The organism is Nostoc sp. NMS9 (assembly GCF_017114995.1).
Classification (GTDB): domain Bacteria; phylum Cyanobacteriota; class Cyanobacteriia; order Cyanobacteriales; family Nostocaceae; genus Nostoc.
This window is the reverse complement of record NZ_JABXKL010000091.1, coordinates 153,000-173,796: the sequence shown is the minus strand read 5'-3', so window position 1 is coordinate 173,796 and position 20,797 is coordinate 153,000. Positions and strand designations below refer to the sequence as shown.

Sequence of the window (20,797 nt, the reverse complement as noted above, 5' to 3'; positions counted from 1 at the left end):
ATAATTCTTATGATAATAAGAATCACTAAATGACTAAAAATAAGTTATGGAATAGTACTTACGGAATCCGCTTTCTAAAAGATTCTCATTATCATAAGAAATCCGAGTACCTAGAATAAAGATTGCAAAAGCCGATCAATGCACATTAAGAATTTACAGTGAGAGTTATAAAGTTTACAGTATTTCTCTATGGGTAATATTACTTGAAATTATTATAATGACAGATATATAGAAGTGGTCAGATAGATAGCTTAGAACATTAGCAAATCAGAAGAGAGCAGCTGTCAGAGTATTTATAGCAGACTTGTCCTAACCAGTATGACAGCCCCTAGAAAACGCAATTTGCAAGAAGCGATGCCTTGTGGAGCGTTTGTTATGTGTAACTTGCTGTTGATTCAAGGGTAGTGCAATTTTAGGGACGAAGAGGGTTGGGCAACGCCCCCAATTTGCATCTATCTCTTAAACTAGAGTCCGAATAAGTTCAAAAGATTAAAGATAACACCTAGAGGTCCAGTTATAGTGTTGACGGTATCGCCAGTCTTAGCTGAACCAGATCGGTTGACTACTACAACGTCATTATTGCGGAGTATGGGATTAGTTTGCTCATTAATCCCAGCGGAGAAATCCACTTTTACTATACGTTTAGTGACAGAACCATTAGGGTTGAGGCGAATCAAATCAACAGCACTACTACTAGCTCTGGCATCATTAAATCCGCCGGCAGCGAGTATAGCTTGATTTAAAGAGCTATTTGGCTGAACATCTGTTAGACCTGGTTTTTTAACTTCGCCTACCACACCAACCTGAATCCGTGTAGGAGACAAAGTAGTGGTAGCTAATTGAGTCGCTTCTGCGGGGTTAATTTCAGTTGCCGTCGGAATAACAATTGTATCTCCGTCTTGCACAATGATGTCTTGATTAGCATCACCACTCTGTAACAGTTGCCAAAGATTAATATCTATAGATTGTTCTGAGCCAGTTCTTGTAGGTCGGCGTAGCTTGAGATTACGCACATCAGCTTGTGCTGTAATTCCACCAGCTAATTGAATTACCCGTGTCACATTTGGTAAACCAGTGGGACTGGCAGTGCCACTGTTAGGGGTTGCGCCCACTTGGCTATCTGTATTACCTGGGGTGACAAGATACGAACCAGGACGGTTAACTTCACCAATAATTGTTACTGTGCGGGGTGTGGTTTGACTGGCGGCAAAGTTAGCTGCAAATATATTGCGAGATTCTGCGACGCTGAAGTTGGTTGCTGTTGGCACAACTATAGTGTCTCCATCCCGCAAGGTAATATCCTGCGATAACTTGCCTGTTTGAATGAGTTCTTTCAAATTGAGGGTGACAGCTTGCTCTGAAGAACGTCCTATTCTACGCCGTAATTGAACTTGAGTCACATCCGCAGCTAAAGTCACCCCCTGTGCTGTTGTTAATGCGGCTAATACAGTAGGGTATTGTACGCCTGGATTGTTCCCGGCGCCTCCGCTCAAGCTTAGAGTGTAAGCTCCAGGACGTGTCACCTCTCCAGCAACGAAAATATTGATGGGACGGGGAGACAACAGATTGACTGAAATCAAGGGACGTTTGAGGAAGCGAGCATATCTTCTAGCTATTTCGTCAGAAGCTTGTTCAGTTGTTAGCCCTAGTACTGACACACTGCCAATTAAAGGTAGGTTGATTGCTCCACCTGGGGGAATTTGGTATTCACCTGTATATTCAGGTACTTCAAATACATTTACACGGATGAGATCGCCGCCTCCTAATGAATAATTAGTATCTAATTGTGTTTGTGTGATTGGTGGTTGTGTAGTTGGTGGTAATGGTTGTCCCTGAGCTAGACTGGCAGATGACACAGCGGCATTGACAGCAGTTAACAAAGCCATACCTACAGCTGGCTGAATTAGGAATTTAGACAAACTTTTGTTAAGCATATTTACCTGAGACTCTGAAACTACAATCAATAAAGTACTGTCTAAACATTTTTATTTTGACTATACCTAAATATTCAAGTTCCCCGACACTCTTATTTTCCTAGAAAAGTGTGATTTTCCGGAGGAAATTTGTTTATTGAACTTAAATTTTTAGTGAAGTTAGCTTAAAGTTAATGTTGCTTGAATAGAGCAATATCAAAAAATATAGGATTTACGCAACTAAACCCAGTTTCTACAAGAAATTATCTGTTAGCCAACAATCAAGTAGTCACGAATAAAGTTTTCTTGTCAAAGTTAATTTGATAACATTTAAAATCTGCGATGAGTAGTAAGGGACTACTAAAATTAGGAACAAGTTCATTAAATAAATACAAATAACCTTGAAAAGATGTCGGAATTTTATTTTTTGTGGATTGTGTTGGGCAAAGAGAACTCAAAAAGACAGAATTTTGGGTTTTGTTCTTCAAGCCAGTTGAAAATTTACTATTTGGCAACAAGACTAATTCAATGAGTTGTTTTTTCTTTGGATTTGTTGAATAAAAAATTCTTCTAGAGAGTGACGTGACAAGTTAATGGCGATAATTTTACCTTCCATGAGACGAAGACTGGCAAGAAAATCATAGTAATCATCTTGTAGTGTACCGTGCCAGGAACCATCAGGCTCAAATATGAGAGTGGGTATCCATTTTTTGAGAATTTCCCAGTCACCACCTTGACCTTTGACGTGATATGTGTTGCCTACGCCTAAGAGTTCATTGAGGGAACCAGAGCAAATTAGTTCACCTTGAGCGAGGATGGCAATGCGATCGCAAATCTGTTCTACTTCACTCAGAACGTGGCTATTAAAAAAAATTGTCTTACCAGCAGCTTTGAGCGCCAGGATAATTTCCCGCATTTGGTAGCGTCCCACTGGATCTAGACCAGACATAGGTTCATCTAGAAAAACTAAATCTGGCTCATTAATTAATGCCTGTGCCATACCAACACGCTGTAGCATTCCTTTGGAATAGCGACGCAGCAGCTTTTTACGAGCATCGGCTTGCGATAAACCCACTAATTCCAGCAGTTGGGGAATGCGTTGACGTTGGACACTTTGGGGAATTTGGAATAGCCCAGCGGCTAGCTGCAAAAATTCCCAGCCAGTGAGATAGTCATACAAATAGGGATTTTCTGGTAGATAACCGATATGTTGCTTAACACTGCGATCACCTATTGGTTTACCCAACAACGATCCCCGTCCAGAGGTGGGATGAATAATTCCCAGCAACAATTTTAAAAGGGTGGTTTTTCCAGCACCATTAGGCCCCAGCAACCCAAAGGTTTCGCCTTTGTAAACCGTTAAAGAACAGTTTTTGAGAGATACGACTTTTTGATTTAGCCAAAAACCAGTGCGATAGACTTTTCGCAACTCAGAAGTTAGGACTACTGGCGGAGTGTCTGTCGTATTAAGTTGAGAATTAGGGTCATCTGCAACAGACTTCATCTCGGTTAAATCACTATTTATCAGCTTGGTATTAATTAAAAATTACCCGGTAGGCTGATAATAACCATCACCAAGCTGTGTGTCAATTATCGTGAACTGAGGACTGGGGATTGGGGACTAGGAAGACAAGGGTAGAGTTTTCCCGATGCCCGATGCCCAATTTGACTCCTTTCATAGAACTCCCTTAGAACTGGGAATTATGCCAGCACGTCGGGGGTCAATTTCCACCGCCAGCCGTGTTGCTCTTGCAAAAGCTTTAAATGTCGCTTCAATTATGTGATGGGAATTAATGCCATCCAGTTGCCGAATGTGCAGTGTCATCTGGCTATGATTTACCAAAGCCACAAAAAATTCTCGTACTAACTGGGTGTCATAGGTTCCTACACGCTGAGTAGGAATTTGCAAGCCGTAGCTAAGGTGAGGTCGTCCAGAAAAGTCTAGCGCTACCTGAACTAAGGCTTCGTCCAGTGGTGCAAGAAAATTACCAAAGCGGACAATCCCTTTTCTGTCGCCTAGTGCTTGGTTAAAAGCTTGCCCTAAAGTAATGCCTACATCTTCGTTGGTGTGATGATCATCAATTTCCCAGTCTCCCTTGGCTTGGACATCGATATCAATCAGACCGTGGGAGGCAATTTGATGCAACATGTGATCCAAAAACGGAATACCTGTTACTGCTGTACAAGTTCCTCTACCATCCAGGTTGATGGTAACTTGTACATTAGTTTCACCAGTGGTGCGGTGAACAGTGGCAATCCGAGGGGTTTGGGTTAAGCGATCGTAGTTTGAATTAATTTTGCTGATTTGCATAGGGCATGGGGCATGGGGCATGGGGCATGGGGCATGGGGCATGGGGCATGGGGCATGGGCAAGAATTTTACTAATACACAATGCTCAATGCCCAATCCCCAATGCCCCATGCCCAAATTATCTTACATTCCCATAATTTCATATCCTGCATCTACATAGAGAATTTGTCCGGTAATGCCGCTGGACAAATCACTACACAAGAAAGCCGCCGCGTTGCCTACTTCTAACTGAGTGACGGTGCGTCGTAGGGGTGCTACTTCTTCTACATGATGAATCATATCCAAAATCCCACCCACTGCTGAAGATGCCAAAGTACGGATGGGGCCTGCGGAGATGGCATTCACGCGAATATTTTGTGGCCCTAGTTCCGCAGCTAGGTAACGCACACTCATTTCTAACCCCGCCTTGGCAATTCCCATAACGTTGTAGTTGGGGATTGCCCTAACACCACCTAAATATGTCAGAGTGACGATGCTACCTCCCTCTGTCATCAAAGGTTTGGCTACACCACTTAACTGCACCAGCGAGTAAGTACTAATTTCTAAGGCGGTGTTGAAGCCAGAACGAGAAGTTTGGCTAAAATCTCCACTCAAATCGTCTTTGCTAGCAAAGGCCAGACAATGGATCAGAATATCTAGCTTTCCCCACTGTTCGCGGATTGTCTCAAAGGTAGATTTAATTTGATCTTCATCTTGGACATTACAGGGAAGAAATAAGCTGGGGTTGAGGGGTTCTACTAATTCCGCGACTTTTTTCTCCATCTTGCCGCGTTCATCCGGCAGGTAGGTAATACCCAGGTTTGCTCCAGCTTTGTGCAACTGTTGGGCGATGCCCCAGGCGATCGAGCGGTTATTGGCAATACCTGTAACAAGAGCATTTTTTCCAGTCAGATTTAGCATAGAAATTGTTAATGCGATCGATCATTAGGAGCATACTAGAATCTGAGGCTAGTTTGTCTTTGTTTTATACAGGATTGGCAAAAATGAATATTGCTAAGGATGTTTTCTATGAAAAAAATCTTGATTTTTTATAAAGATATTCTCAAGATATCTTTATTTGTTCTTCAAAAAACCTTTTGAATACAGCTATTGGAACTACTTATCAACAATTAGTAGCTGAAAGGATCAACAATTATGTATCATTATAAACAAAGAGTTATGAAGAGATTAGTTTGAGTATAGGAAAGTACAGAAAGGTTGACGGTGCTTTATTCATTTTTCGGGTGTATTCTTAGGTAATCAGTTTTTGTTTTTCCGGCATTGGGTAGGGGAAGGGAGATGATCGTGACACAAGATAAAGCCCTAGCAAATGTTTTTCGTCAGATGGCGACCGGGGCGTTTCCGCCAGTTGTGGAAACGTTTGAACGCAATAAAACGATCTTTTTTCCTGGCGATCCTGCCGAACGAGTTTATTTTCTTTTGAAAGGTGCTGTTAAACTTTCCAGGGTGTACGAGGCAGGAGAGGAAATAACGGTAGCGTTGCTGCGGGAAAATAGTGTTTTTGGTGTATTGTCATTGCTGACAGGAAATAAGTCGGATCGGTTTTACCATGCGGTTGCATTTACTCCTGTGGAATTACTGTCGGCACCAATTGAACAGGTCGAGCAAGCACTCAAGGAAAATCCAGAATTATCAATGTTAATGCTGCGAGGTCTGTCTTCACGAATTCTACAAACGGAGATGATGATTGAAACTCTTGCCCACCGAGATATGGGTTCTAGGTTGGTGAGTTTTTTGTTAATTCTTTGTCGGGATTTTGGCGTTCCTTGTGCAGATGGGATCACAATTGATCTGAAGTTATCTCATCAAGCGATCGCAGAGGCAATTGGTTCAACTCGTGTTACTGTTACTAGGCTACTGGGAGATTTGCGTGAGAAAAAGATGATTTCTATCCACAAAAAGAAGATTACTGTGCATAAACCTGTTACCTTAAGTAGACAGTTCACATAAAAACAATTGGAGAAAGGGGAATTGGCGCGTGTTGTATTTTGAAAAATGACACTAATAGCTAGAGGTAAATCTAAAATTGAATAATTTCAGCTATTGCCAATTTCCATTTCTTTCCAGACAATGCTTAAAAGTAGTAGGCTGTATCTGGAAGGATTTCGGTAGCTAAAGATGACCACCGGATACATCCTCATCGCAGCAATTTTGATTCTGGGAGGCGTAATTGCCACCGTTGGCGATCGCATCGGCACACGAGTTGGCAAAGCCCGCCTCTCACTTTTTAAGCTTCGTCCGAAAAATACTGCCGTACTAGTAACAATTTTTACTGGTGGTTTGATTTCAGCATCAACTTTAGGGATTTTATTCGCTGCCGACGAAGGCTTGCGAAAAGGAGTCTTTGAGTTAGAGGATATTCAAACAGACCTCAGACAGAAGCGAGAACAGCTAAAAACCGCAGAAACTCAGAAAAGTCAGGTAGAGGGTGAGCTAAACCAAGCAAGAATTGCTCAAGCAAAGGCACAACAAGACTTGCAGGCAATTAATCAATCGTTGCAGGCGGCAAATGCCAAACAGAGGGAAACGCAAGCCCAGTTAAACCGCACCATTAGTCAACAAGCCCAAACCCAAACTCAACTCCAACGCACTCAAGGTCAGCTAGATCGAGTTGTAACTCAATATCAAAAAGCCATAGCTGAATTGCAAAGTGTTTACAACCAGAGAAAGGAACTACAGGCGGCAGTTGAACTACTGAAGACAGAACGTCAAAGACTGTATGCGGAAGCTAAAAAAGCCATTGACGAAGCCAAAACAGCAATTGAAAAACGCGATCGCGAACTTGCCAACCGTCAAGAAGCTATAGAACAGCGCGATCAAAAAATTTCCCAACTGGATCAACTAATTCAAAAGCGTAATGTAGAAGTTGCAGCGCGAGAGCAAGTGATTGCCAAACGGGAATCGCGCCTTAAAGAATTGGAAGCACAACAGGAGGAACTAGAACAGGAAGTTGCTAGGCTGGAAAAATATTATCAGTCCTACCGCGACTTGCGTTTAGGTAAGCTGGCCTTAGTTCGTGGTCAAGTTCTGTCCGCTGCTGTAATTCGCGTTACTCAACCTGCTGCTGCTCGTCAGGCAGTGGTACAACTTTTACAAGAAGCCAATCGCAACGCCAACCTCGAATTAAGTGAGCCTGGTGCAAATCCGGCAAATTTAGAGCTGCTGCGCGTGACCCAGGATAGGGTCGATCAATTAAGCAAGCAGATTGGCGATGGTAAAGAATACGTCGTGCGAATTTTCTCTGCTGGTAATTACGTCAGGGGAGAAAAGCAGATAGAATTTTTCGCGGATACAGCCCAGAATCAACTGGTTTTTTCCGGAGGCGCAGTGCTAGCCACGACTACTGCTGATTCCAAAACCATGACATCTTATCAGTTACAGCAGCGGCTAGAAATACTGATTTCTGCTTCCCAATTTCGTGCCCGTAATGCCGGAATTGTTGAAAATGTGCAAGTAGAGGGGACTTTTCTGCGTTTTGTCAGCCAATTAAGACAGTATAATCAACCCTTGGAGATCAAAGCGATCGCAGCAGAGGATACTTATACAGCCGGGCCATTGAGAGTAAAATTAGTGGCAATAGTTAACGGAAAAATTATTTTTAGTACTTAAAAAATTATTTGTACGCTGTTATTAGTAAGATTTAAACATATTGAACAGCAGCCAAAATAGTTGCTGTAGCTGCATTTTTTATTTAGCAGACACTACGCGTAGCAAGATCCCTGTAAGGGTACATTTCTAATTTTTAATTTTTAATTTATTATGAATTTCCGTGAATTTTCACCAACGCAACCAGTCATCTTGGGGTTTGATCCAGGTCGAGATAAGTGTGGTTTAGCGGTGATGGGACTGGATCGGCAACTGCATTATCATCAGGTCGTGCTAGCAAAAGAAGCGATCTCTACCATTGAGACACTGCGTCAAAGGTTTCCGATTTCTTTGATGGTCATGGGCGACCAAACTACAGCCAAACAGTGGAGACAGAAATTATATCAAGAATTGACAGAACCATTGAGTATTATTTTAGTGGATGAGCGCTACACAACCTTAGAAGCACGCGATCGCTATTGGCAAATGTTCCCGCCCAAAGGGCTAATCAAGCTATTACCACAGGGTCTACGACAGCCTCCAAGACCCATAGATGACATTGTTGCCATCCTCTTAATCGAAAGATACTTAAATCGCCTCACCGAATCAGAAGTGAGGAGTTATGAGTGAGGAGTCAAGTCAATAAGTTAGGAGTTACTAAGCTGCTCCACATCTTGTCTCCTTTGTGTCTGTTGTTCTGTCGTTCAATGAAAAGGTAATATGAACACAAATAATACACATTTTCCCGCTGTTCAGTTTAGAATTGCTAGACCAACCGACAAACTGGCAAAAGTGGTTGAATTTTACGAGGATGGCTTGGGATTGAGAAAGCTGTACTCGTTTGCAGAGCATGATGGATACGATGGAGTCATGTTTGGATTGCCCAACGCTCAATACCACCTAGAATTTACAACTCATAAAACTGGAAGTACCTGTCTTGCTCCAACAAAAGACAACTTACTGGTACTGTATATCCCCGATCTAGAAAAAATAGCACAAATCAAAAACCGTCTTGCCAGTTTGGGATATCCCGAAGTTGAGCCAGAAAACCCTTATTGGAAAAGCAAAAGCGTAACGATTGAAGACCCTGATGGTTGGCGTGTAGTGCTTTTCAATGGAAAGTTTAAAATGGAGTGAACAGCAGCACAACTCAATTTCTCAAGATGTGTTTTAACTGATCTTCACAACTTATAACTCCTAAAGTTCTGCTCGAATCGTAAAAGCATAGTCTCCTCCAGGCTCTAGCTGGTAATCTTGTTGCTCCAAGAATCGACCAAGAGGTTCTTTGATTAAGGCGCGACCTTGGGAAGGCTTGACGGCAAGTTCTCCCCGGCGAAAATGCCACTGGAAATGCCACTCAAACTCACCCGCACTCACTTCACCCTCAAGGAAGCCGTGTTGCCAGGATTGGCGGGTAATTCTGACATGGGCAATGGTTTCTGGCAGACGTTTTGCACTCACAATGCTTTATGTCAAGTGTGGAATAACAGCCGATGATGTAGGCTACTTATTTTATTTACCAAACATATCTTAATTAGACAAACTGACAAAGTGGGTATTTGTAGTTGACTAGGTTGTGTTTATAAGCAGGATGACTTCAGTATACTGAAGTTGCGCGTCACCGATAGCTTACCCCTATGGGAAAGCAAACTACGCATAGCGTCTTGTACAGAAGCATTAGGAAGTTTTAGAGCATCACAGTTCATTGTAGAGATGAGAAAATAAATCAAACGAAAAATGCTAATTTTTTCATTGCTTCTAGCGATCGCATTTCAACTACTGGTACATTTCAGGAATTGTTTCCATTCGCAATGTGAAGCAGTCTCTAGCGTAAATATCCAAATTAGCAGTGTCCAACACTCCTATCATAATTGTGTCAGTGAAAGTCTTTGTTGCGAAACCCATAGTATATCTATGCCGCAAGATAGCTGTTTTTTGAATCTATATGTACTCTAAATATTGGGCAAAAGTACCTGAAGCATACAATAAATTAAAAACTACAGATAAAAAAGTTTCGTGAATTACGCATAGACGCTTGTACGATCGGGCAGTGCTACTAAAACAACTATGTCGAACAAGAATGCCAATAAAAGCAGGGTGAATGTCTCGTGGAGTCTTCATAACAAACTAAAAAACAGCTTTTCATAAGTTAGTAGTTTCTAAGTGTATTTTCATAAATAACTTTATATATTTTGGACTTTCATTTAGTTTTACTGCTTCAATAATTTGTCAATAATGATTTAAGTATAACTATTAGTTATTACTATTTATATGATGCTCAATTCCCTAACTCAAGTAAGATGTGCGCTTATTCTTCAAATCGATATTATATTTATTAAAGGTAAATTTCAGTTTAGGTAACGAGGTAAGTAATGGCAATTAAATTGAAAGTTCCCAATATTAAAGGTAATGAGTGTGCCCAGAAAATAACTAAATCTATTCAGACTATGGAATCTGATGCCAAAGTAGATGTGAACGTTGAGACCAAAACTGTCACTGTAGATGCTGCGGCTTCTGAAGAGTCAATTAAACAGATAGTTCAATCTGCTGGTTATACTATAGAGGGCTATTAACTAAATCTCTAAATTTTCTAATAAATTTAGAGGAAATCATTTAGCCAGCACAATTGTTTAATGATATTTACGTCCGTTTGACGGGCGTAAATGTTAATAAATTATTCTACTCGATCGCAACTATTCCTTCTCTGACAGCATGACAAACGGATATAAATATTGGTAAGCATCAATAATAATTAAATTCACCAAGACCACAATCAAACATGACTTTCATAAAATTAAATGCTAAATTTCATATTAGTAATCATTATTAGGTAGAAGTTTCAATTACCCTGAAGTTAGAGGCAACGACAGTTGTCTGTCAAATAACGTGGTATTCTCACACCTAGCAGAAGGAAGAATTACATTCACTTATCCTCAAGTCTAAGCACTAGGGAGGATTTATGATGAATAACTAACTGATAGATAATTAGGGCAGAAAGCTATAGCTAAAAGCATGGAAACCAAACAACTAGGAAAAACTGGTATCTTTGTAAGTGCAATTGGTTTGGGTGGTATGCCTATGTCAATTGCTAATCGCCCTCCTGAATCGCAATCAATCCAAGTTATTCATCGTGCCTTGGATTTGGGTATTACATTTATTGACACTGCCGATGCTTACTGTAAAGATGAGTCAGATAAGCACCACAATGAGCAGCTAATTCACAAGGCACTTAGTAGTTACAAAGGCGATGTTAGCCAAGTGATTGTAGCAACTAAGGGCGGGTTGATGCGTCCCGATGGCAACTGGACAAGCAACGGCAACCCAGAACATTTGCGCCAAACAATTCGAGTCAGCTTTGAGGCGTTGGGTGGTACTAAACCCATCGATGTTTGGCAGTATCATTCTCCCGATACTAATTATACGATTGAAGAATCCCTGGCGCCAGTTAAAGAAGCAGTAGAGGCTGGTTTGATTCGGTTTGTAGGAGTTTCTAACTTTTCCGTTGAACAAATTAAGGAGGCGCGGGATGTGGTGGATATTGTTTCGGTGCAGAATCAATACAGCCCTTGGCAACGACAGCCAGAAAATGACGGCGTATTAAAATATTGTGAACAGCAAGGATTGACCTTTTTACCTTGGAGTCCCTTTGGTGGTAGGCGTCGCCATCAGGATTTGCAGGATATTTCTGCGATCGCTAAGTTAGCTAAAGAAAAAGGCGTGTCGGTGTACAATATCGTTCTAGCGTGGTTGCGTTCCAAATCGCCTGCTATTTTGCCTATTCCTGGTGCTAGCAAGCTTTCCAGCATTGAAGACTCAATACAAGCCATCAATGTAAAACTATCTGATGAAGAAGTGCAAAAAATTGATCGGGCAACTTAATTTCATAAGTTCGTAGTCTGTACTGTCTTCGCTAAAGCACAAACTACGAACAATCCCTACCCATCAGTTATTCATTGATCTACCAATAGTTGTGTGAGTTAAAATACTAAATAAAGTCTTTTATCATGGGTTGGTAGTAATGCTATGACGCTTCAAAGGTTAGAACCAGAACTACTTGCCTTAACGCCAAACGAAAAAGCACAAGCGATTCAGATACTAGCTCAAAGCTTAGGCAATCCTTGGCGTGGAATTGAGAAAATTCCAGGGGTATGTGGTGGGGATGCTTGTATTACAGCAACACGTATTCCTGTTTGGGTATTAGTTAATGCTCGGAATTTGGGTATTAGCGAAGCTCAACTTTTGAAAGACTATCCAACTCTATCTGCAACTGACTTAACCAACGCTTGGGTTTATGCCACTGTATACCCAGAGGAAATCGCAACAGCCATTAAGGAGAATGAACAAGACTAATGGCTCGTTTGTATGCAGATGAACAGTTTCCTTATCAGGTTGTGGAGCATTTACGTGATTTGGGGCATGATGTTCTTACTGTCCAAGAAGCCGGAAATGCTAATTTAAAAATTCCTGATGACGAAGTTCTTGCATTTGCAAATAGCAATGAGCAAGTTGTTTTAACCTTAAATCGCAGAGACTTCAAACGCTTGCATCGTTTGCAGCCTACTCATGCTGGTATTATTATTTGCACAGATGATGTAGATAGAAGTGGATTAGCACAAAGGATTCATGCAGCAATTTTGGCGGCACAACTTTTGACAAGTATATTAGACCTCTTGCATAAATCCAAAATAAGAACCCCACCCCGCCAAAGCTACGCTTTGTCTCCCCTCCCCGCAAGCGGGGAGGGGTTGGGGTGGGGTGTTAGGGACTTTTGCAAGAGGTCGATTGATTAGTGTAGTCCGTCCTGTGAGATGAAAAAATTTTGCAGGTTGAGAAACATTTTATAAAATGTTTCTCAACCAACAAAGACAATAATTTTTGCAAGTTGTTCCAGGGATGCCTGCATGATTAGCCCAATATTGCAAAGGCTGGACGATGATGAATCCAAGGGTTAGCCGCTTCTAATTGTGCTGCTAAGCTGATGATTGTGGCTTCAGCAGCAGGTTTACCAATTAGCTGCACACTCATGGGTAAACCCTTACTGTCAAAGCCTACAGGAATTACGATCGCAGGTTGTCCAGTTGCATTCGCAGGCGGACAAGGGGCAACCCACTCAATAATATTTTGGAATGTCTCTTCTGGACTCAGCGAAGCCCATTCCCCAACGCGGATAGGTGAATGTAGATAAACTGGCAATACCAGCACATCCACAGTATCGAAAAACGCCACAATCTGCCGTGCCACTATCTGCATTTGAGAAACTGCTTGCAGGTATTCTCCAACAGAACCTGTGCGTGCAAATAGCCAGCGATTCAATGGCTGTAAAGCTTCAACAGGAAGTCCTGATCCAGCTACCCCAGCTTGCCAGACAATCTGAAATGGTTCAACTAAACCGCTAAAATCTGGGGATTTTTGTTCAACGTGATGGCCGAGGTGTTCTAATAACTGGACTGTTTGCCGGACACCTTGCTGACAGTTCGCGTCAGCTTCTCCCAAAGGAGAAATGCTAGTGTCAAAGGCAATTCGCAAAGCACCAAGTTTTGTCTGAGTAGCAGCGATAAATGATGGTTCAGGATCGGGCAACCAGTAAGGATCGCCTGTCATGTAGCCAGATATGGCATCCAAAAGGGCAGCAGCATCAGCAACAGTCCGGGCAATTGGCCCGTTGACGGCAATTCCAGCGAGGCGTTCGCCTACGGGTGCTTTACTCACCCTGCCCCTAGATGGTTTAATTCCCACCAAACTACAACAAGCCGCAGGACCCCGAATTGAACCACCGCCATCAGAACCTTGAGCGATCGCGCACAATCCCGCTGCTACTGCCGCTGCTGCGCCACCACTGGAACCGCCAGGGGTGTATTCTAAATTCCACGGATTTCGTGCTGGGGGAAAACCCGCAGGTTCGCTGTATGGGAATGAACCTAATTCGGAAGTGGCTGTTTTACCGAGAATAGTAAATCCAGCTTGCTTAATCCGCGTGACAACGCCATCATCATAGTTAGGGATATTGTTCAGTAATGCCGGATTTCCATAAGTACAGGTAACACCTGCTACAGCATTGAGGTCTTTAATGGAAATCGGCACGCCAAAAAATGGCGGTAGTTCTGAGGTAGTTGTCAATAATTCTGTTTTGGCTTTGGCATCTGCGATCGCTAATTCTGCCGTCACCGTAAAGTAACTTCCCAATTGAGGATTTAATTGCCCAATCCGTTCTAAATATATTTCCACTAACTCTAGCGGTGATACTTCCCGGCGACGGATTAATTGCGCCAACTCTAATGCTGGGGTAAATGCTAAATCAACTTCATTCATACGTTAGTGAATGGATAATTTTGTCTTTCTCTGGGATTTTAAAACTGAAATTGTTACTTTAGCAGGATTTCCGGGAACTATACATTTTATAGCTCCTGAGATTTGTCACTCAACTAGGATGCTTAGATACAACAGGCGTGGTTATATTCTTACTCAAGCCATTTTAATTGTTTTGCATAAACTTTCGACAAATCCCTAAGGGGTATTTATGGCTAACCTAGAAATACTTGTTAGTGAATTGCCAACACTAATTCAGAATCTAAAACTGACTATTGGCGATTCTAATGAAATCATGGAACAAATTATCCTGATCAATAATGCTCAGGAACAGCTACGGAATATTAAAAAATTAATCGCTCAAGAATTGAGATTTGATCGTATCAATAATTCTGCGATCGCTACACTTCCTCGATTAATCACAGCAGCTACTTTATTTATACCTAGTCTGGGATTAGTAGATCCAGCGATCGCAGAAAAATTTGGGAATTCAGAAACTAAAATTTCCTTAACTGATTTACAATCAAAAATTGATGCTTGGATTGAATGGGGTTATTTTTTACAAGCAATAGCGACTGATATTCTCAGTGATATTAAATTAGGAAATCAACTAAATTCCGATATTATTAATTTAAGTATATCCAATGAATTTAAAACATTGAATGAGAGCTTACAAATTGACTTAGACTTGGGTAAAGCTAATATTTTGCAATATCAAATTGAAAAAATTAGCGATTATCAAAAACAACTATTACAGTTAAAGCAAAAATTAAATTATATTTTTGATACTATTAAAAATAGTCGCAGCTTATTAAATATTTTATTAGGTGTATCAGCTTTTTATGGTAAATCTGGTTTCGCTTTAGAGTGGTTAGATGATGACCACGAATTAATTATATCGAGTGAAGATAAATTTAAAGAATTGACCGATATTCTCAATGATTGTGATTCTTTCCAAGAACAAATTGCTGCTTTAATTATTCAGGGTGACACTTTAAATGTACAGGCAGAACAAGCCTTGAAAAAGATTAAAGAGGAAAGTAATAAAGAAGCAATTAGTAGCCAGGAAGTAGAAATATTACTAAAATTTTCAACACCAAAAATAGTACGTTCAGCTTTGATTCTCGCCTCAAGTTTATTAATCTTAACTTTTGGTGGTTTGAAAATTAGAGAGCAAAATCTAAGTTTAACTCAAGAAGGAAGTGCCATCGGCAACTTTAAATCTGCTCAAAAACTTGGTATGGAAGCTGCTTATCTGGTTCAAAAGCCACCGCATCCTCTAAAAGTCTGGCAACAAGCAGAAACTAAATGGTATCAGGCAATAATTTTATTAGATAAAATTCCTGCTAAAACATCAGTTTATGACCGGGCAAAGAAGAAATTAGCTTACTATCAAATTAACTATAAATCTATCAGTCAAAGAGTGCTAATTGAAAAGGAAGCTGTAGCAAACTTAGAATCAGCCCACAAGCTAGCAACAGAAGCTAATTTATTTGTTCAAAATTCACCTCATTCACAAGTAAGTCGGCAGCAAGCACAAGATAAATGGCAGCAAGCAATTAATTTATTAGAAGCTATTCCAGAAAGTACGTCTGTCTCTGTACAAGTTAAAGAGATGCTTTCTATTTATAAAACTAATTATGCGGCTATAAGTCAAATATCGTGGTAAGGTACATCCTCAAAATTGAAAGGCTTTATATCTGAGGTTAGACCTCACTAGCATAGGAAGCAGGGCAAATGCATCTAAATTAGCTATTAATGTGACTATTTTTAGATATAAAAATAACCCCCTTGACCTTAAGCTTTGTTCTAGTAGGATTATAGAAAATACTAATATTTTCAAATTAATCTGTGGAATGTGGGTTAAAAAAAGTAAAGAGGTAAATCGTCCTCTTTCGACGCTTCACCTCTCTTAAAAACAGATAATTACAACTAAAAATTACACTTTAGAACGGTCAGTCAAAATCTCATAACCAGTCTCCGTTACCAAAACTGTATGCTCAAATTGAGCCGACAAAGAATTATCCATAGTAACTGCTGTCCAACGGTCAGATAATGTCCGTGTGTGTCTGGAACCTGCATTTAAAATTGGCTCAATTGCTAGCGTCATCCCCGCCCGGAGTTTAACATTTGGCATCTCACGAGTACGATAGTTAAATACTGAAGGTTCTTCATGCAGGTTACGACCAACACCGTGTCCAGTGAATTCTTCGACTATACTAAAGCCGTTAGATTTCACATGATCTTCAATTGCTCCAGCTAAGTCAAGCAGATATACACCAGCCTTAACTTGCTCAATACCCTTATATAAAGCTTCTTCTGCTACGCGAATTAATTTAGCAGCTTCTTGCGTCACTTCACCGACAGCAATTGAAATGCAAGAATCACCATGAAAGCCTTGGTAATAAGCGCCCGTATCTACTTTTAATACATCTCCGACACGAATCACTTTCTTGGGGCTAGGAATGCCATGTACTGCTTCATTGTTAATGCTGGAGCAAATAGAACCTGGAAAACCGTGATATCCTTTAAAACTCGGTGTTGCACCCATTTCGCGGATGCGTTTTTCTGCATAAGCATCCAAATCAGCCGTTGTCATTCCTGGCTTTACTAGCTCGGAAATTTCTTTTAGGACAGTTGCTACAATTGCCGATGATTGCCGCATGATTTCAATTTCACGCGGCGATTTAATTTCAATTCCTCGGCGCTGTTTTTTCGCAGGTGCAGGCTGAGTCGCTTGGGAAAGTAAGTTACTGAAAATGTTCATAGGAAATTAATAATTACTGGTGGCTCTGACGCTGAAGTATCAATGCTTTCTCTAGATTAATTGAGAAATAATATCTATAATTTAAGTTATTTTAATCCCTGATAGGGATTCTTCTATTTTGGGCGCTAATGTATATAGAATAACATATTTAGATACTCCTAATGTGTTGGACTTGAATCAAAAACGCCCTAAGTTATTTTTCACAACGTACTATGGGAGTTGGTACAGTTTTGTCTAAAATTGTGATGAATTGAGGGTTGGAATTTAAACGCAGAGGGGCACAAAGGTAAGCGCAAGGGTACGCAAAGAATTTCATGAAATGTTGTATTTAGCTCAGTTATATTTAATTTTTAATTCTTGATGGCAATTTCTCCAGTCATACCTGCTTCTGTATGTCCTGGTATTGTACAACGTAAGCCATAAGTATCAGATTTCAGAGGGACAAATACCCATTCGGCTTCAGCACTGGGCTTGAGTTCTAGTTCGTGAATGGCTCCTTTGATTTCTACTTTGCCTGCTTCAACTTTTTGTGTCCAGATGCCATCGGCAAAATCTTTAGCGGTAAAATAGTGCTTCAGTTGGCTGGGATTAGTAAGCCGTAGTTGATAGCGTTTGCCAACCTCAAATTCCAAATGATTTGGCTCAAACTTGAGTTCGTTAGCTGAATTACCCAAGCTAACTGTAATTTCTGTAGCTGGTTGCTTGAGCAAATCGCCAGACAAATTCGCCGCCATTGCTGGAGTAGCAGCGATGAAATTTAGAGCTAGGAGCAACGTTAATATCACGTAGTTCCGCTGTAATATTTGTACCCAAGCAGAAATTGTGAAAGTAAGGGATTTAATTACAATTTCGTAAAAATAGTTATAAATTTTCATCATTAATTCTCAAAAGGCAATGCTGATGAGCAAGAACAATTAATAGGTAGCGGCAAAAATCACTTTACCTATTTTTTATATTATCCATGCCCAGTGCCTATCTCTACCTAATACTTTTCTCTGCTAACACAGATGGCCCAGCAGTAACGACTACGATTTGATCTGGGTGGAGTAACTCACGAGCCGCTTGGTTAACTTGGGTAAGGGTAACTTTCTGGATTTTATCAGTGAAGGAGTGCAATTCTACTTTATCTAGTCCGTATACCTCATTCATCAGAATTCTATCTGTTAATTCCTCTGGATTTGCCAGCGAAACGTTGTAGTTGCTGATGAGGGTGCGTTTAGCTGTTTCTACTTCTAGTGCAGTTACACCTTGTTGATGGATTTGCTGTAGCATCTGGCGGGTACTAGCGATCGCTTTACTGCTATCTTCAGGACTAGTTTGCATTTCTATCAAAAATGTGCCTGCATTTTTTCCAGCTTGAAAGGAGCTATAAATTCCATAGCTCAAACCTTGGCGATCGCGCACTTCTGCACCTAGTCTACTAGATAAGGTATCGCCTCCTAAAATCTGGTTCAACACTAAGGCTGCATGGAATTGAGGATCGTAACGGTTAATGCCTGTGTAACCCATGTAAGTTACAGCTTGGGCTTTATCTGGTAAAACTGGGTTAACACTTACTATTTTCTCCGGCATTGCCACCGGGGGATATTTTAATGTGGGTGCTTGACCGCTAACTTCCCAGTCTCCAAACTTATTGTGAATGAGCGATCGCACTTTGTCTAGATCAAAATCTCCCACCAGCGCTAGCACTGTTGTATCTGGACGATAATGTTTAGTTTTGAAATTAATCACATCCTGGCGCTGAATCTGTTGTAAACTCTCCTCTGTGGGAAAAGTATGTAAGGGATGTTTTTTCGGATAAATTGACTGAACAAATACTCTTCTGGCTACTTCTGATGGCTCATCTAATTCCTGTTGCAAATCAGTTAAGGTTTGTTGGCGATGCAGTTCCAACTCTTTGGTTGGAAAGGTACTATTTTTAACAACATCTGCCAACATCTCTAGGAGTATTGGCAAATCATCTGCTAAACTATCACCTTCGATATGCACACCTTCGCGGTAGGTTTGAAAGTCTAGACTTGCCCCTCGTTCTCCTAAGACTTTAGCAATAGTAAAAACATCCTTGCTCTTAGTGCCATTTAGCAAATTATCTGCCACAAAAGCAGCCAATCCAGCTTTATTCTCTGGATCAAATTCCGTCCCAGCTTGAATATAACCGCTCAAGGTAACGGTGGGAGTACTCCGATCTGATAACAGTAATATCCGCAATCCGTTAGTCAATTTAAATTCCTGTGGTAAGACTTGGGGAATCGCATCTGTAGCCAAATCCACAGGCGGTAAGTACTTCATCACCTCAGAAAAAAGCACAGGTGCGCCAGGAGAGAAATTTTCTGTAGTTTGGGCTGAGTCTGGTTTGTCAGCAACTTCTGTTATCCGCTTCTGGGTTGGTTCAAAAAAGCCTACTGTCCGCGATTCTTTTGTCAAGTATTTGTTAATCACAGCAACAACATCCGTCTGCTTCACCAGACGAACAGCTGCCAAATAGCGGTCTGTATAGCGATAATCACCAACAGTTGTCTCATCAGTGCCCAATCGCATTGCTTGAGAAGTGATATCACGATTACTCAAAATTACATCTGCTGTTAGTTGAGTTTTAGCTCGTTCTACTTCCTCAGATGTCACACCTTTTTGTGCTACATTGGCGATCGCACTACTCAACATTGAGTCAATTTTTTTCAAATCTTGTTTAGTTCCAGCCGTTACCAACAACTCATACCAGCCAGATTCTCGCAAACTGGTGACGGATGCCGTAACTTCACTAGCTAAACCTGATTCCACCAATGCCTGATAAAGTCTAGAATTCCGTCCCTCTGTCAAGATGTAATCCATCACATCCAGCGCCGGGACATCCGGTTGATTTGCATCCGGTAACGGATACACAACTTGTAATAGCCGCCCTGCTCCCGGTTCTCGCAATACTATGGGAGTGCTGAGTACTGTTAGCGGTAGCGGGGCGTTTAGCCCGTGCTGAGTGCTGAGTGATACAGAATTAACTCCAGTCTCCTGCCCCCTGCCCCCTGCCCCCTGCTCCCTGCCTCCTGCCTCCTGCCCCCTGCTCCCTGCCTCCTGCCTCGCTACTTTACCAAACACTTTTTTAATTGTTTCGAGGGTGTTTGCAGTTTGAAAATCTCCAACAATCACTAAGACAGCATTATCAGGACTGTAAAAATTGCGGTAATATTTTTCTACCTGCTCAACTTCAAATTTCTCAACATCAGCTTTAGTGCCACCTACAGGCAACCCATAAGCATGATTGGGAAAAACCGCTTGCATGACAGCACGGTTGAGACGATATTCTGGACTATTTTCGTAACCCTGCAACTCCGAAATTACTACCCGCTTTTCACTCGCTAATTGCTCCGGCTCAATCTGAGAATTTCGCATTCTGTCTGCTTCCAGCACCAAGAGCGCTTTTAGCTTGTTTCGTTCCACAGTACCGTAATATGCAGTTTGGTCGTAGCTGGTGAAAGCATTGGAATCACTACCTAAAGCACTAAACAAACGTCCAAATTGAATTGGACGGTTTTTTGTACCTTTAAACATCATGTGTTCCAACTGGTGGGCAATGCCATTCACACCCGGTTCTTCGTTACGTGAGCCAACCTTGTACCACACCTGCACCGTCACCACTGGCGCAGTATGCACTTCCTTTGTCAGGACAGTTAGACCATTTTCCAGCACTGTCTTGCGGACATTTTCTGTCAGTGTTGAGGGCATTATTCTTTTTGCTAGCAAGGTTGACTGATATTTTTCTTTGTTAGATATAACTGGATGTTGGCTATGAGCAGGTCGATCGCTCAACAAAAAAACAGCTACTAGCCATAAACTTAAAAGTAATAACGGCAAGGGATATTTATAAAATTTGGAATAAAATTTGGAAAATCCATACATGTATTTAGCAGATATATCTGTAAAT

18 protein-coding genes are annotated in these 20,797 nt (G+C 41.2%); 9 read left to right on the top strand and 9 right to left on the bottom strand.

Translation table 11 applies throughout. The features are described from left to right. Positions 1–464: 464 nt before the first annotated feature. The 4 genes from HWQ40_RS29965 to fabI all read right to left on the bottom strand — a co-directional run bounded on the left by HWQ40_RS29965 (position 465) and on the right by fabI (position 5,123). The gene (locus HWQ40_RS29965) at positions 465–1,934 is read right to left on the bottom strand and encodes an SLBB domain-containing protein (protein ID WP_292785361.1); all 1,470 of its coding nucleotides are present in this window, start codon (positions 1,932–1,934) and stop codon (positions 465–467) included. Positions 1,935–2,433: 499 nt separating this feature from the next. After that, entirely contained in the window at positions 2,434–3,417 is a 984-nt protein-coding gene (locus HWQ40_RS29960; RefSeq protein WP_292785359.1) for an ABC transporter ATP-binding protein, read from the bottom strand. A gap of 171 nt (positions 3,418–3,588) precedes the next feature. Further along, positions 3,589–4,224, bottom strand: a complete 636-nt coding sequence (gene hisB / locus HWQ40_RS29955) for an imidazoleglycerol-phosphate dehydratase HisB (protein ID WP_292785527.1) — start codon at positions 4,222–4,224, stop codon at positions 3,589–3,591. 122 nt (positions 4,225–4,346) lie between these two features. After that, positions 4,347–5,123, bottom strand: coding sequence for an enoyl-ACP reductase FabI (gene fabI, locus HWQ40_RS29950; protein WP_292785357.1), 777 nt, complete (start codon positions 5,121–5,123; stop codon positions 4,347–4,349). A 378-nt stretch (positions 5,124–5,501) separates the two neighbouring features. On the opposite strand from fabI, the gene ntcA reads away from it, so the two are divergent. The 4 genes from ntcA to HWQ40_RS29930 all read left to right on the top strand — a co-directional run bounded on the left by ntcA (position 5,502) and on the right by HWQ40_RS29930 (position 8,945). Continuing rightward, positions 5,502–6,173 carry a global nitrogen regulator NtcA gene (gene ntcA, locus HWQ40_RS29945; protein ID WP_010998529.1) on the top strand — a complete coding sequence of 224 codons (672 nt, stop codon included), beginning with the start codon at positions 5,502–5,504 and terminating at the stop codon, positions 6,171–6,173. Between the two features lie 168 nt (positions 6,174–6,341). Continuing rightward, positions 6,342–7,832 (top strand): DUF3084 domain-containing protein, encoded by a 1,491-nt coding sequence (locus HWQ40_RS29940; protein WP_292785355.1) that lies wholly within the window; start codon positions 6,342–6,344, stop codon positions 7,830–7,832. Positions 7,833–7,982: 150 nt separating this feature from the next. Next, positions 7,983–8,438 carry a Holliday junction resolvase RuvX gene (locus HWQ40_RS29935; protein ID WP_292785353.1) on the top strand — a complete coding sequence of 152 codons (456 nt, stop codon included), beginning with the start codon at positions 7,983–7,985 and terminating at the stop codon, positions 8,436–8,438. 90 nt (positions 8,439–8,528) lie between these two features. Continuing rightward, positions 8,529–8,945, top strand: a complete 417-nt coding sequence (locus HWQ40_RS29930; protein ID WP_292785351.1) for a VOC family protein — start codon at positions 8,529–8,531, stop codon at positions 8,943–8,945. A 60-nt stretch (positions 8,946–9,005) separates the two neighbouring features. Here the strand turns inward: HWQ40_RS29930 and HWQ40_RS29925 are convergent, their stop codons facing one another. Next, positions 9,006–9,269: a DUF3146 family protein gene (locus HWQ40_RS29925; protein WP_069070640.1), complete on the bottom strand. Its 264-nt coding sequence runs from the start codon at positions 9,267–9,269 to the stop codon at positions 9,006–9,008. A gap of 911 nt (positions 9,270–10,180) precedes the next feature. Here HWQ40_RS29925 and HWQ40_RS29920 point away from each other — a divergent pair. The 4 genes from HWQ40_RS29920 (at position 10,181) to HWQ40_RS29905 (ending at position 12,598) form a co-directional block, all read left to right on the top strand. Further along, the gene (locus HWQ40_RS29920) at positions 10,181–10,381 is read left to right on the top strand and encodes a heavy-metal-associated domain-containing protein (protein ID WP_292785349.1); all 201 of its coding nucleotides are present in this window, start codon (positions 10,181–10,183) and stop codon (positions 10,379–10,381) included. Positions 10,382–10,820: 439 nt separating this feature from the next. Next, the gene (locus tag HWQ40_RS29915) at positions 10,821–11,687 is read left to right on the top strand and encodes an aldo/keto reductase (RefSeq protein ID WP_292785347.1); all 867 of its coding nucleotides are present in this window, start codon (positions 10,821–10,823) and stop codon (positions 11,685–11,687) included. 144 nt (positions 11,688–11,831) lie between these two features. Further along, entirely contained in the window at positions 11,832–12,158 is a 327-nt protein-coding gene (locus HWQ40_RS29910) for a DUF433 domain-containing protein (RefSeq protein ID WP_292785345.1), read from the top strand. Then, a complete protein-coding gene (locus HWQ40_RS29905; protein WP_366934035.1) occupies positions 12,158–12,598 on the top strand; it encodes a DUF5615 family PIN-like protein in 441 nt (146 codons plus the stop codon). The genes HWQ40_RS29910 and HWQ40_RS29905 overlap by 1 nt, the downstream gene beginning before the upstream one ends. A 115-nt stretch (positions 12,599–12,713) precedes the next feature. Here the strand turns inward: HWQ40_RS29905 and HWQ40_RS29900 are convergent, their stop codons facing one another. Further along, a complete protein-coding gene (locus HWQ40_RS29900; protein WP_292785343.1) occupies positions 12,714–14,117 on the bottom strand; it encodes an amidase in 1,404 nt (467 codons plus the stop codon). A 208-nt stretch (positions 14,118–14,325) separates the two neighbouring features. On the opposite strand from HWQ40_RS29900, the gene HWQ40_RS29895 reads away from it, so the two are divergent. Continuing rightward, entirely contained in the window at positions 14,326–15,783 is a 1,458-nt protein-coding gene (locus HWQ40_RS29895) for a hypothetical protein (RefSeq protein WP_292785341.1), read from the top strand. A gap of 270 nt (positions 15,784–16,053) precedes the next feature. Here HWQ40_RS29895 and map read toward each other — a convergent pair whose 3' ends face one another. The 3 genes from map to HWQ40_RS29880 form a co-directional block, all read right to left on the bottom strand. Beyond that, positions 16,054–16,881 (bottom strand): type I methionyl aminopeptidase, encoded by an 828-nt coding sequence (map, locus tag HWQ40_RS29890; RefSeq protein WP_292785339.1) that lies wholly within the window; start codon positions 16,879–16,881, stop codon positions 16,054–16,056. A 350-nt stretch (positions 16,882–17,231) separates the two neighbouring features. Beyond that, complete coding sequence (locus HWQ40_RS29885; RefSeq protein WP_292785525.1) at positions 17,232–17,756, bottom strand: plastocyanin/azurin family copper-binding protein; 525 nt, start codon at positions 17,754–17,756, stop codon at positions 17,232–17,234. 103 nt (positions 17,757–17,859) lie between these two features. Next, positions 17,860–20,772 (bottom strand): pitrilysin family protein, encoded by a 2,913-nt coding sequence (locus HWQ40_RS29880; RefSeq protein ID WP_292785337.1) that lies wholly within the window; start codon positions 20,770–20,772, stop codon positions 17,860–17,862. Positions 20,773–20,797 lie beyond the last annotated feature (25 nt).

Coding starts and splice junctions, on each gene's coding strand:
- HWQ40_RS29895 (WP_292785341.1), top strand. CDS start 14,326: ATGGCTAACCTAGAAATACTTGTTAGTGAATTGCCAACACTAATTCAG.
- HWQ40_RS29885 (WP_292785525.1), bottom strand. CDS start 17,756: ATGAAAATTTATAACTATTTTTACGAAATTGTAATTAAATCCCTTACT.
- HWQ40_RS29900 (WP_292785343.1), bottom strand. CDS start 14,117: ATGAATGAAGTTGATTTAGCATTTACCCCAGCATTAGAGTTGGCGCAA.
- ntcA (WP_010998529.1), top strand. CDS start 5,502: ATGATCGTGACACAAGATAAAGCCCTAGCAAATGTTTTTCGTCAGATG.
- HWQ40_RS29920 (WP_292785349.1), top strand. CDS start 10,181: ATGGCAATTAAATTGAAAGTTCCCAATATTAAAGGTAATGAGTGTGCC.
- HWQ40_RS29965 (WP_292785361.1), bottom strand. CDS start 1,934: ATGCTTAACAAAAGTTTGTCTAAATTCCTAATTCAGCCAGCTGTAGGT.
- map (WP_292785339.1), bottom strand. CDS start 16,881: ATGAACATTTTCAGTAACTTACTTTCCCAAGCGACTCAGCCTGCACCT.
- HWQ40_RS29905 (WP_366934035.1), top strand. CDS start 12,158: ATGGCTCGTTTGTATGCAGATGAACAGTTTCCTTATCAGGTTGTGGAG.
- HWQ40_RS29960 (WP_292785359.1), bottom strand. CDS start 3,417: ATGAAGTCTGTTGCAGATGACCCTAATTCTCAACTTAATACGACAGAC.
- HWQ40_RS29935 (WP_292785353.1), top strand. CDS start 7,983: ATGAATTTCCGTGAATTTTCACCAACGCAACCAGTCATCTTGGGGTTT.
- HWQ40_RS29930 (WP_292785351.1), top strand. CDS start 8,529: ATGAACACAAATAATACACATTTTCCCGCTGTTCAGTTTAGAATTGCT.
- HWQ40_RS29910 (WP_292785345.1), top strand. CDS start 11,832: ATGACGCTTCAAAGGTTAGAACCAGAACTACTTGCCTTAACGCCAAAC.
- HWQ40_RS29880 (WP_292785337.1), bottom strand. CDS start 20,772: ATGTATGGATTTTCCAAATTTTATTCCAAATTTTATAAATATCCCTTG.
- HWQ40_RS29940 (WP_292785355.1), top strand. CDS start 6,342: ATGACCACCGGATACATCCTCATCGCAGCAATTTTGATTCTGGGAGGC.
- fabI (WP_292785357.1), bottom strand. CDS start 5,123: ATGCTAAATCTGACTGGAAAAAATGCTCTTGTTACAGGTATTGCCAAT.
- hisB (WP_292785527.1), bottom strand. CDS start 4,224: ATGCAAATCAGCAAAATTAATTCAAACTACGATCGCTTAACCCAAACC.
- HWQ40_RS29915 (WP_292785347.1), top strand. CDS start 10,821: ATGGAAACCAAACAACTAGGAAAAACTGGTATCTTTGTAAGTGCAATT.